This window comes from Escherichia sp. TW09308, from assembly GCF_000208565.1.
GTDB classification, from domain to species: Bacteria; Pseudomonadota; Gammaproteobacteria; order Enterobacterales; family Enterobacteriaceae; genus Escherichia; species Escherichia marmotae.
On record NZ_AEME01000001.1, the window covers coordinates 1,097,658 to 1,110,317 of the forward strand.

Sequence of the window (12,660 nt, forward strand, 5' to 3'; positions counted from 1 at the left end):
CTAAAATGGCTTTTTGCCTCATCAACACCTGAAGGCCTCATGCTAAGTAACGATATTCTGCGCAGCGTGCGCTACATTTTAAAAGCCAATAATAACGACCTGGTGCGTATTCTCGCGCTGAGCAATGTTGAAGCTACCGCCGATCAGATCGCTATCTGGCTGCGTAAAGAAGACGAAGAGGGATTTCAACGTTGCCCGGACATTATTTTGTCTTCATTCCTGAATGGCCTGATTTATGAAAAACGCGGCAGGGATGAGTCTGCACCGGCACTGGAGCCGGAACGTCGTATTAATAACAACATTGTGCTGAAAAAATTACGCATCGCGTTTTCGCTGAAAACCGATGACATTCTGGCGATCCTCACCGAACAGCAGTTCCGTGTTTCCATGCCGGAAATTACTGCAATGATGCGCGCACCGGATCATAAAAACTTCCGCGAATGCGGTGATCAATTCTTGCGTTATTTTCTGCGAGGGCTGGCAGCGCGCCAGCATGTGAAGAAAAGCTAAGACGGATATGGCGGCCATGTAAGAACATGGCCGCCGACAGATTATTTCACTTCTTTAAAGCCTGCGGCTTTCATCACCAGTTCCATTTGCGCCATAGTGATGCCTTTTTTGGCATCTTCAGCAGAAATGTTGATGCCAGAAATACCCTGCAGGGCTTTAAAATCAACTTTCTCCATATCGATAGTTACGTTTTCCTGTGCGTAAGTATCTGTAAAAGTTAATTTTTCTTCAACGCCAGCAATGTTTTTATATTTTGCGCTTAACGGCTCAAGCGTTTTAGCTGCATCTTCTTTGTTAGCCGCACCGATGGATGCGAACTGAATTTTAGTTTCTGAAGATTGCTTAAGTACCTTGTCGCCTTTGTAGACATAGGTAATGGCAATTTCAGTACCGTTCAGATTGGCACTAAATTTCTTTGATTCTTCTTTGTCACCACAGCCAGCGAGAGAGAAAACCAGAACAGATGCAACAACGAGGGAAAACAGCTTGTTGAAAGCCTTCATGTAAAACTCCATTTTATCAAGATCAGAAAACTGGTGACTCTCACCAGGGCGCTATAGAATATTCTTTATACCTCGTCTTGAGCAGTCCGGAAATGGAGTAGAACTCTTAATAAAAAGCATTTTTCCCCCCTTGTTGCTCAAGCATCAGTAACAACTGTTCGCAGAGTAAAACGCAGTTGTTTAATGTTTCACCCAGAGCCTCTCCCTCTGTAGTACGCAATTGATTCAACAAATGTGCCAGCCGGTAAAAGCCCGCCCCGGTCAACTCATTTACCAGCAAGCCGACCTGACTGATGACACTTTGCCCCTGATAGCGCCAGCCGTTATGTAGCACCTGAATTAATAATGACTGGCAGCGCATCAACAACTGAGGAGCGGTGGACGGCACAGGAAGAACGCTGGCGGAAGGTAGCGGTGCCACAGACGCAGTTTCTGCATCCAGCGCCCAGGCGCGAGATTGCGTCATCATCACCCGTGGCTCCAGCGTTAACTGTCCTTCGGTAAAACTGACGAATCCAGAAACCAGACACACGGGATCATCTTGCTGTCGTAACAGGGACGCCATGCGTTCAACGGCAAAGGGTGAGCTGGCAGAGGCTGGCAGTGATAACGTCAGCACATTATCTTCGCCTTCGCCACTGATTACCTGCGCATCCAGTGTCTGGCGGCTGCTGTCCCAGCCAAGTGAAATACACTCAGCCACAGGCAGAATAAATAAATTATCCACCTGATTAAGCGGGCGAACGGAGACTGGCGGGCGCTGGCGTAAGTATTCCCGTAACGCTACGATTCCCGGCTGGCGCAGTGGTGCACTCAGCATTTGCCACGCATCCGGAGACAGTGGAACGACGCTGCTTAAGCGGTTGCGCGTACCTAACAACAGCTCACCTTCGGCACTGCGTTTCGCTGCTTGTGAGACGATTTGCCCTCCCGCCAGCGCCCCTGCCTGAAAGGTAAATAGCCGACGCGTTGCCGCAGGCGCGTTTTCCTGTTCACTTCTCGGCCAACTGCGTGAAAGGTGTAAAATACTACCGGTGTCGGGGTCGGTGAACCAGATCCGTAAACCATACTGTTGGAAGTCTTGCCAGCTACGCATACCTAATGACACCAGCCGCAGATGATCCAGTTTTGCTTCTCCGGCAATCCCTGCGCCAACGACCGTGCGCCACGGCATGGGCGGTACTTCACCGACACAGTCACGTCGTACCATCTCTTGTGCACTGGCTAACCGACTGTTTAATGCTGCAAGCTGGCGCAAACATTCTCCTGCGTGATAGTGGCTGGCGCGGGCGTGGAACGCATCAACGCTGGCACGCAGTTGCCGTAGCGATTCACTTACCCATCGCCAGTTGCAGGCTTCTGCCGCTTGCCGGGCGCGGCTGAATGCTGCCTCGTAATGAATTAACGGCTGGCTGATCCCCCCCAGCCATAACGCGTAACTTAATTGCTGGACATATTTACGACAGGCTTTGCCCTCATCGCTGGCAAATGGATCGTCATTTGATGCGATTTGTTCGCTGCGCATCTGCCAGAGCAAATGAGAAAATTCTGCCTGCTGTGCTTTGGCCTGGACGAATGCCTGCACTGCCAGTACCACGTGTTCGCACAGCGTTCCTTCAATGCAATCACAACGGGCGAAACGAATACTGCTGCGGGAATAAAAACGCACATCGCTCATCGGTAAGCGGGCAGAGGGAATTTCGCCTGGCGCGCAGAACAGTTCAATAGTTATACCTTTGGCGACCAGGGATTGTGCGCGTTTGTGCGTGGCAGTGGGCAGGGTAGTCAGTTCTTCCAGCCAGATTGCCGGGGGCCATTCCTCTGCTTTTTCCGTGGGCTGAGGGGTAGCACAAAGTCGCTGATAACTTAACACCAACATCACGCGATGGCGGCACATGCCGCTGGCCCCGCAGCTACACTGGGCCTCTTTCAGAGCCTGACCGTTTGCCAGTTGGCTGCGTGTACCGTCACTGAAAGTGGCGATCAGTGTGCCGCTCTCATGGCTAATTTCTGGGATATTGCCATTTTCCAGTTCCTTAAGGCTGCGCTTAACAAAACCGGCATTACTTAACGCTGTCAGTGCCTGTGGCGTCAGTTCTAATAATTCCGGGCGTAGTGAATTCATGACTGAAGATTCTCCGCCAGCCAGGAAGCCAGTTCACCCGGCGTCATGGCAGCTATTTGTGCACCGACATTGACCAATGCCTGGGCCATATCCCGGTCATAACAGGGGGTTGCTGTGCTGTCGAGCGCCGCCAGCCCCAGCACCTTGATGCCGCTTTGAACACACTGCTTCACCTGGTGGATGAGTGATGACGATGTTCCGCCTTCATAAAAATCGCTTACCAGAACAATCACGCTTTTACCTGGTTGTTCAATAAGTTGACGGGCGTACTCCACTGCACTGGCGATATGCGTTCCACCGCCCAGTTGCACTTTCATTAATAACTCTACCGGGTCGGCAACGTCGGCAGTGAGATCTACGACGCTGGTATCAAATGCCACCAGATGGGTGCGAATGCCGGGTAATTGCCATAAACAGGCCGCCATCACTGCTGAGTGGATCACTGAATCAACCATCGATCCGCTTTGATCGACCAGTAAAACCAGTTGCCATTGTTCACTATGGCGCTTAATGCGACTGTTAAAGCGGGGTGATTCGATATACAACTTGCCGCGTTTGGGGTCCCAGTGCTGCAGGTTGGCCCGCAGGGTACTTTTGAAATCGAAATTGCGCGCCAGGGGAATATGCGAGCGGCGACGGCGGTCACGCACACCAGAAAAAGCCTGACGAACTTCTTTGGCCAGCCGCGCCATAATTTCTTCAACAACCTGGTGCACTATCTTGCGAGCGGCTGCCAGCACCTCGGGATTCATCAGATGTTTAGTGTGCAATACGGCGCGTAGCAGGCTTTCGGAAGGTTGCATACGTTCCAGCACTTCAATATTTGTCACCACATCTTCTATGCCGTAGCGCAGCACGGCGTCGCTTTCCAGTCGCTCAATTACCTGCTGTGGGAAGAGCGTGTGAATATCATTGATCCACTCGGGCGTTGTGAGAGTTGAACTGCCCAGCCCTCCGTGCCGTTCACCGCGTTGAATGCGCTCAGGATCGCGCCCGTATAGCCACTCCAGGGCGTGGTCTATCCGTCGGGCGTTGCCATCAAGACCGCAAAGGGTAGTTTCAGCCGCTTCACCAAGAATCAATCGCCAGCGCTGTAGCTCACGGGTAGTCAGAAGGTCGTTCAGTTCAGACATGGAAAACTCCCCAGTGTTGCAGTGACGCCAGTGCCTGCTGTTCCAGTTGTTGATGATGAGCAATGGTTTGCGGTGGACAATGTAACGGCATTTGTAGTGCCGGGACGGGGAGCTGCGGCAGTTGGTAATGCTCAAGCACCTGATGCGCCAGCGCCCCGCGTTCTCGAGGCGGTAGCCAGGCCATCGCTGCACGTAAATCGGGCAGAGCGTTAATAAAATCGGCGTCGCTAAGTTGATTCAAATGAGTGCTGAAACCGGCGATAAATGCAGGCTGAGAAGCCAGTTGATGGCGAGCCAGCGCCAGCAAACCATGTAGGGCTTCGCCTGACTCAGTCGGGGATAATTGCGCCAGCATATCCAGTGCGCTTTCGGCACTGGCGTTGGGATGTTCCAGACGCATCAGCGCACCGAGAGCCGCGCCGCGATCCAGCGCCGTGGCATGAATCGCCTGACTACGGCGCTCCAGTAAGGCCAGGGCGGCGGAAAGCGAAACACCTGGCAGTTGAATGCCACAATGGAGATCGCGCAGGATATGGCACAGCGCCTGCCAGCTATGCAAATGGGCGTGAAATTCTTTTTCGTCCGGCCTGCCGTTGGATTCACATAACCACAACGTTCGATCTATCGCCGCACACAGTGTGGTTTGCAGTATTAGCGCCCCTTGCATACCGCCAGTCTCATCCAGACGCCACAAGGCATAAAGCACTTCCAGCGCCTGGCCCATTTCGGCAAACTGATTTTCCTGGGCGATTAATAATGTGAGTTGCTCCAGTAATTGCTGACTGAAGGACTCCAGACCAGCTAACGCCGCCTGGCTAAGACATGTGGTGATGTTGCCGATTCCTCCTGTGTCCAGCATATCGGCTTCTAATTTATTGCGTGCGGCTTCCAGGAGTGTGGCACCAAAGCAGGCGGCCTCAATCAATGCCGCATGTTGGCTAAGCGGCAGGGTTAATTTCCATTGTTCTTCACCGTTACCCGCAAGCGTCAGTGTACTTCCCTGCTGGCGCACTATCCCCGGGATCTCCAGTATCGCCAGCCGATGCAACACCTGACTTTGTACCAGCCCGCAGGGGGTAAAGCGATTTAACGCCAGGTTGGACGGAAGAGTGATTTCGGTACGTTCCAGTTCAGACGTGACATCTTTTGGCAGCGGCGGTTGTGGCGTGGAGGGGGCTAGTTTACCGAATCTGGCACCCGCTAATGTGTCTATCAACGTTAGCAGAATTGGATCGGTATCGGGATGAATGACCCCGCGATAGCTCCACGGCAACGGCGCGTTTAATGCCTCTTTAATAAGCGATCCGGCTAATGCATCCAGCCAGTCACTGCGTAGCGGCAATCTGTGACCGCGCAATTGTGCCAGTGCCATCGCATGTAGATGCGCGGCAGCCATATCAGCGGTAGACGCAGGCAATTTGTGCTGGCGCAAACGGGTAAGAATCGTTTTTAGTAGTTTTTCACCTGCCTGCTGCAAACCTGACTGCCAGCACCAGTTTTGCCAGACCGGGGCAGGCATTCCGGAAAGGTATCCCGCCAGCACATCAAGGCGCTTTTCGCTGTATGGCGTGAGATAACAACCTGTAACGGCATCATCCTGTGAGGGCAATTCTGGCTTGTTAATTTCCTGCGGGAATTCGCGCCACATTTTTGCCAGTGCCGGAGCGTGCCAGCCGCCGCAGACGACTAACACGTCGCCATTGTTTTGCCGCATCGCCCATGCAATCCAGCGGGCCATAAAGGCTTCGCGCTGGCGATTTACCGAATCACCCGCATCATTACCACGAAGTTGCACAAAGTATTGCGCCAGAGCGGATTGAAGTGTGGACTGCTGGCTTTCATCTTCGAACAGGTGATCCCACAGGGTATCGCTGTTATCCATACTGGTAGCGAGTAGCAGTAAGGCCTGATGGTCATTAGCCGCAACAGGTTCATCTTCATCTTCTTCACTCTGTGCCCAGCAAGGTAAATCGATAAACCAGGTTTGTGCCTGGATGCTGCGGGCAGCATGTAGCGCCTGCCACTCAGGTGAAAACTCGGCAAATGGGGTCCAGGCACCGCGCCCTGGGGCAACACCGTCCTGATACTGACAATAACTGTATATGGCTACCGGAAGCTGGTGGACTAAAAACAGTTCATCTACCCGGTCATTAAAATCGGCCGGTCCTTCAATCAACACGTATCGCGGTTGCTTGCTTTCAATTAGCGATTTCACCAGACGGGCGCAGGCCGGACTATGGTGCCGGATGCCGACAATTAACGGCTCACTCATGCATCTTTCCTCACGGCAGGCGGTGGCGAGCCTGGTAATAAGCCTGCCAGTGAGCTTCTTTGTGTGTGGCAACGCGCTGTTCAAAGTAACGGCGCAGACGAGCGCGATCTTCTTCGTTGTCTTTGACGATGGTGCCAGCAATACAGTCCACCAGATCGGCAGGTTCACCCGCGCGATTTGCTAAAAACCAGGCGCGGACGCCCACGGCGTGCGCTACGTTAACGGCTTCGGCGGTGGACATAATGGCCGTCAGGGTATCCATTGACGTTTTCTTCTCACCGTTGGCCCGCAGATCGCGGAACGTGCGTACCAGCAGCTCCAGTACTGCGTCAGGCACCCTATGCGGAATGCCACTATGGGCCAGTAAACGCGCTGACGCACTGGCGACCAGTTCCAGTTCCTGGGCGAAATCCATAATCGGAAAGACGGTTTCAAAATCGAAGCGACGCTTGAGCGCGGCGCTCATTTCATTGACGCCGCGATCGCGGGTATTGGCGGTGGCAATAATGTTAAAGCCTTCGCGAGCATAAAGCTGGCTTTCTTCACCGGCCAGTTCCGGCACCGTCATCACCCGATCAGAAAGCATGCCTAACAGACAGTCCTGCACTTCCAGCGGTGTACGCGTTATCTCTTCAAAACGGACGATTTTGCCATCGCGCATGCCTTGATAAAGCGGAGCCGGGACAAGCGCTTCTGTTGACGGACCGTGGTTGATAAGCAGAGCGTAGTTCCAGCCGTACTTGATTTGGTCTTCGGTGGTTGATGCGCCGCCCTGAATGGTTAAACCGGCATCGCCGCTAATGGCCGTTGCGAGCAATTCAGAAAGGAGAGATTTGGCCGTACCCGGTTCCCCGACCAGCATTAAACCGCGCCCGGTGGCGAGAGTCACTAACATGCGTTCAATAGCAGAAGGGCTTATTACGACTTTACGGCTGATGTTTTTCGTCTCATCACCAAGAATAAAAGCACGCGCTGCAGGCAAACTTAACTGCCAACCGGGCGGGCAAGGTGCGTTATCATTTTGTTTTAATTTTGCCAGTTCATCGGCGTATAACACAGCAGCAGGCGGACGCTGCAGAAGATTATTCTGCGTTGACATATATTCATCCCTGAAATGTATTAATAAAATAAACGGTATTTTACGCGCAATAAATGTTTAACGCATTAATTGATTGAGTGGAAAATATCAGGAAAGCAGAACACAGCAAATAAAAGAACCTGCTGGTGAGGCAGGTTCTTTTATTTACTACTTTGACACTAAGTTACTGATTATGCAATATTTCGCACCAACGAATAAATTATAATCATATCCACACTCCATTGCAATTCAGTGAATGATATTTATAATCCTGCCCGTTGGGAGGTTGTGCCGGATCGGACCAATTTTAAGTCCTGGCTGCCGAACGGGTGGTGCCGCAGGCGGTGCCCTGATCCGGAGAGCAACGTTTCGTACCAACATACGTAAACCAGTATCGACAGGCAGTGTAAGGGTAAGGTGCTGGTGTTGCGCTCCTTAATAAGGAGAGCGGATGGACACGCTGACACAAAAGTTAACCGTGTTTATTGCCGTACTGGAGTTATTAGTGGTTCTGTTACGGTTGATTGATTTGTTGAAGTAACGGGAAAATTGAAACGCATCTAAGGGGGAATACCGCTTCCTCCTTTAATAAACTATTATTCTATTTACTGGTTGAATATATTCTATAGTTCACCATTAAAAATTTCCATTATAGTTTCTGGTGATTTACCTCGTAATTTTCGCTCATCAATAAACTCATCTCTTATATAAATCAACGCATCATTTATTAGCGTGTCTGCATCTTCTTGTTCACGTTGGTTAAATATTGGACGTAGCCGGAATCGTTCCAGTCGATAGACCGTTCCAGTAAATAATTTAGCGTATTTATGGATTTCAAGTCGGAAGGAAAAGGGTTCTTCAGGATCAATAATCTGATAGTCGTAAATAGCGACCAGTTCACTTTGCACGATCATGGATTTTCTCAGTTGTCAGACAGCGGGCAGTTCTGTTACTACCCGCTGTGTGTTAGTGGAAAATGACGTCTGGAGTACTTAACGCCTCACTCAAATCAAACACATCGAGTTCAGCAAAAGTGACAGATTGATTGTCACGATACACTCGAAGAGAACGGAAGCCCATTAGCGCTTTGCTATCAACATTGTAGTGGTTAAAACCGGGTGAAAACTTAAGGACCAGCCGGTTCTCGCCCAGGTCATAGACAAATGCGTCCTCATAGCCTGACTCCCAGCCTTTGTAGCGCATTCCCATCAGTTGCCCAACGGTAGCGGATTTACCTTCCCAGCGAGTCAGGCTGTTACTGGTTGACTCGTCAGGTGTGAGCAGTACCGTGCGCCGCGCCAACTGGCGAAAAGGCGGCATAATTTCGTAGTCGGCAAAAAGTTGTTCAAATTCACCACGCATTTCTGCTGACATTTCTAACGGATGCGCAATGCCAATCAGAGCGTCCGCAGGCAGGTCAATTGGCTCATCTTGTGCATTGCAGAATTCCCCCTCTGCGGCCACACGAAAGGCGTTGAGTAAATGTCGCGGTTCATTTGCCAGATAAACGCCCCATATCAGTCGCTGGCTAACCAGGCGAGTAAATGGATGATTAACAAAGAGAGAATGAAAATCTGCCAGCGGCCAGCGTCGGGTGGTGCGCAGGGCAGTTTCAAGACGCGGGAGCAGGTTTTTGCTCACCTGAGTGGCATCTTTTTTTAGCCCTTTTAATCGGGCCAGTGCCTCGGGCGCTTTCAGTTGATCGTCATCGGCTCGCAACCGTGGAACACTTTTCTGGCGAACGTTTTGCTGATCGTAGACAACTGGGTTGAGGTTTTCATCGAAGCGAACGGTAAACAGCCGTGGACCAAAATCAAAAATCAACGCCTGCGGGTCATCAAGGCCCAGTGTTGGGACTAATCTGTCCGCTAACTCTTCCTCGCTTAACCCGCGATTTTCTGCGACCAACTGGAGATACTCCACCGCATTTTCACGTAAAGGGCGCGATTTCGCGCGTTGCGAAATATGGTGCAGTTGTATCAGCGCCATATCATTATTCATCAGGGTAAGTATGTTCAGGCCACTGACAGCACGGGCAGATTTTCCTTCCTGTGGCCAGGTGAGGATCTGCGTCGCCAGATCCCGTGCCGTGCTTTCGTCGCCAAAGAGACTTAACGCCAGAAATGCCCAGTTGTCTTTTGCGGGGGCTCCAGCCTGTTGCCAGGCGGTAAACAGATCCCAGGCAAAAGCGGCCAACGTTTGCGGTTGACAGAACGTTTTCAATTGTTCCAGTCCGCTATAAAAACGCCCACCCTGAGTAAAGCGCAGCATTTCGCCAATAATTTCCAGAGCATCATCGGTAACAAGCTGATTATTATTGATAAGCCGTGGCCTGCGCCACATTGTCGGATGCCAGAAATCAGGGGCTTTCGGAATGCGTGGTGGGTAAATTTCCAGTGGGTTCTGTATAAGCAATTGCTCCAGGGCAGGCCACACATCAGCACGCTGCCAGCGGTTTGCCACGGTTTGCAGTAATTCGCCATGTCCCTGTGCATACAGTAAACGCAGGGCAAGTAATGCGGCTTCGCGGTTGTCGCCGGGCTTGGTGAAGACGAGAGGAATAAGTGCGGTAGCCGTATGTTCTGGCCATTGTAAAATCCACTGGCGTGCCAGATCACGCTGAGTGGTAAAACGGTGCCAGACGCGGGCAACGGGTAGCGCCAGTTCGGTAGCGCCGAAATTTAAAATTAACGGAAATGTTTCTTTTGGACGATGCGAAAAAGCCAACAACAGACCGGGTAATGCATCCAAACCGAGGATGCTGAGAAAATAGTTTTCACCCGCGAACAGATGTTTTTTCTCATTGATACGCAGCCAGAAAGTCACTGCCATCTCACGCGGAAGCAGTGCCAATAAATACAGATTCCAGACACTCTTTTCCTGATGATAAGGCGAATGATTGTCCTTTTCCCAGATGTCAATTAACGTCTCAACGTCGCCGCTGCGAAGCGCCTGTTCTGCTGATTTTGCTTCCGGAGAATGCCAGCCATTGTTGATTTCCTCGACTCTGCCCTGGTAGTAATGCCACTGAAGTACTAATGATTCGCGTGCTGCATCCAGTTTGCCGGGCAGTATATAATTCAGGAACAGCCATACATCATCCCCAAAACCCAGCTCCTGTAGTACAACCCGACTACTTTTTCGTTCCATGCGTTCCGCAAGTGATTCCGTGCTGAAATAACGGGCAGACTCTGTGGTGGCAAGCCTCTCTTGCTCGCCCGGTTGCCAGTAGACTTGTGACGTTAATTCGAGCGGAACCAAATCAAGACGTGGTTGCGGCGATTTTTTCTTACTACGCCACGGAGGTGAAACCAAAATTTCAGGCAGAGCACTGCTATCAGGGCTATCAATGGCAGATTTCGGCGGCACGGATAAAAAACTATTCAGCACGGTTTGTGCTTTTGTACTTAGCCTGGGCTTCACTTCATCTGCCAGTTGTGGCTGCGATGTAATCAATGTTTGCAACAGATTACGCCAGTATTGATCACGTGCTTTTTGCTGTGCGGGCAGTTTTTTGTCTTCAATAATCGGATAACCGGGGCGAGCAGGTGGTGCTTCCAGCGCGATAAGTTCTGCCAATGCAGTGAGCGTTGCATGGGGGAAATTTTTACTGTATTTGGCAACACGCTGCAGGCTGGGTTTATTTTTATCAGCCACCAGTAGCAAGATGCGGATGACCAGCGGGTGGTTTATTTGTACCAGCAGGCTGCCACAGTCTTCTTTATGAGCATACATCGCCAGGCGGGGAACGGCTGCAATTCCCTGTTCGCGTAAAAGGGCCGCGCAGGCAGCGTAACCGAAGTGGTTTTCATGTGACATATAACTGGCTTCACGATCGCTAAATACGTCCAGGCTCCAGTATCGTTCGAGTTTTTTTACCGCCGTATTATCAGTAGCAACGACCTTTAACCACTCCTTTGAGTAAAAACTCGTTGATGGGCTTTCAAGGCTGGCAAGCTCATTCGCTATATCTGGTTTTTCCGGAAGCAGCAGCGCAATAAAAGGGCGGCGAACTATGGGGATCTCTGGCAGTGCGGCAATGAGTTTGTCGGCACAACGCTGCCAGCAATTTTCCTCTGCCAGTGAAAGATGTTTACGCAGACGAAAATCGAAATTGCTATAAGTCTCTGAGCGATAGCCATAGCCCGTATTCTCGTTCGGTGTCATTAAACACACTGTTGATGGATCAGCATGATAACTCTGTACAATGAACTGACGCGCTATCACCACATCCGTCGCATATTCCAGCCCATATTTTTGCACGATTTCATCAAGTAATTGCTGGCTATCATTTTTCTCGATACAGATCAGAGCCGCCATTGTGCGGGCTGGGATTGACGGTTTATGCTCACCAATCAAATTGATCGCCTGCTGGATGGCGGACTGCCACTCCAGTGAACATTTATCGTAATGCCAGGTGATATTTTGCTTCTTGCCTGCTTGTTGTAGTAATTCATCTCCTAATGTCTGAATGAGACTTTCAGTGACAGCGGGCACCGGTTCGCCCGGCCAGCGGCGATGGCTTAGCGGCGTTTTGCCTTTTTTAAATTTCAGTTCCAGTTGGTGCCGCTGGTCAATGACGAAGGCTGGTACGCTACCCGCGATCGTGGTGAGCTGCATAATGGCAAGTTGACTATTGTCGGGCGCTTAGACAACCTGTTCTTTAGCGGCGGCGAAGGTATTCAGCCAGAAGAGGTGGAGCGGGTTATTGCTGCGCATCCGGCGGTTTTGCAGGTATTTATCGTTCCCGTTGCAGACAAGGAGTTTGGTCATCGACCGGTAGCCGTTGTGGAGTATGACCAGCAAAGTGTTGATCTTAGCGAATGGGTAAAAGACAAGCTGGCGCGTTTTCAGCAACCAGTGCGTTGGCTTATGCTGCCGCCAGAGTTGAAAAACGGCGGCATTAAAATTTCACGTCAGGTGCTAAAAGAGTGGGTGCAACGTCAGGATTAAAAAATCATTAGTTTCATCTCTCATTTCCGCTATTCCATTGCCGTTGATAAAGAGTTTATCTGTTAATCTGTAAATTAATGTGAAAG

Annotated in this window: 8 protein-coding genes and 1 pseudogene; 2 read left to right on the forward strand and 7 right to left on the reverse strand. The window is 51.0% G+C overall.

What is annotated here, in order from left to right:
* Positions 1-39: 39 nt before the first annotated feature.
* Positions 40-510 (forward strand): DUF1456 family protein, encoded by a 471-nt coding sequence (locus ESM_RS0105410; protein WP_001516694.1) that lies wholly within the window; start codon positions 40-42, stop codon positions 508-510.
* A 41-nt stretch (positions 511-551) separates the two neighbouring features.
* Here the strand turns inward: ESM_RS0105410 and ESM_RS0105415 are convergent, their stop codons facing one another.
* The 7 genes from ESM_RS0105415 to yehI form a co-directional block, all read right to left on the reverse strand.
* On the reverse strand, positions 552-1,013 hold the full coding sequence (locus tag ESM_RS0105415; RefSeq protein ID WP_001516693.1) for a YehR family lipoprotein: 462 nt from the start codon (positions 1,011-1,013) through the stop codon (positions 552-554).
* A 106-nt stretch (positions 1,014-1,119) separates the two neighbouring features.
* On the reverse strand, positions 1,120-3,138 hold the full coding sequence (locus ESM_RS0105420) for an SWIM zinc finger family protein (protein ID WP_001087213.1): 2,019 nt from the start codon (positions 3,136-3,138) through the stop codon (positions 1,120-1,122).
* On the reverse strand, positions 3,135-4,271 hold the full coding sequence (locus ESM_RS0105425; RefSeq protein WP_001292790.1) for a vWA domain-containing protein: 1,137 nt from the start codon (positions 4,269-4,271) through the stop codon (positions 3,135-3,137). The genes ESM_RS0105420 and ESM_RS0105425 overlap by 4 nt, the downstream gene beginning before the upstream one ends.
* On the reverse strand, positions 4,264-6,543 hold the full coding sequence (locus ESM_RS0105430) for a DUF5682 family protein (protein ID WP_001294350.1): 2,280 nt from the start codon (positions 6,541-6,543) through the stop codon (positions 4,264-4,266). The genes ESM_RS0105425 and ESM_RS0105430 overlap by 8 nt, the downstream gene beginning before the upstream one ends.
* Positions 6,544-6,553: 10 nt before the next feature.
* Positions 6,554-7,642, reverse strand: a complete 1,089-nt coding sequence (locus tag ESM_RS0105435) for an ATP-binding protein (protein ID WP_000107245.1) — start codon at positions 7,640-7,642, stop codon at positions 6,554-6,556.
* A gap of 602 nt (positions 7,643-8,244) precedes the next feature.
* Positions 8,245-8,535, reverse strand: coding sequence for a hypothetical protein (locus ESM_RS0105445; RefSeq protein WP_000636977.1), 291 nt, complete (start codon positions 8,533-8,535; stop codon positions 8,245-8,247).
* A 52-nt stretch (positions 8,536-8,587) separates the two neighbouring features.
* Positions 8,588-12,241, reverse strand: coding sequence for a DUF4132 domain-containing protein YehI (gene yehI / locus ESM_RS0105450; protein WP_001177659.1), 3,654 nt, complete (start codon positions 12,239-12,241; stop codon positions 8,588-8,590).
* Between yehI and ESM_RS0105455 the strand changes: the two are divergent.
* Positions 12,179-12,574, forward strand: a pseudogene (locus ESM_RS0105455) (AMP-binding enzyme); the annotation flags it as partial. The gene yehI and the pseudogene ESM_RS0105455 sit on opposite strands and share 63 nt — an antisense overlap.
* Positions 12,575-12,660 lie beyond the last annotated feature (86 nt).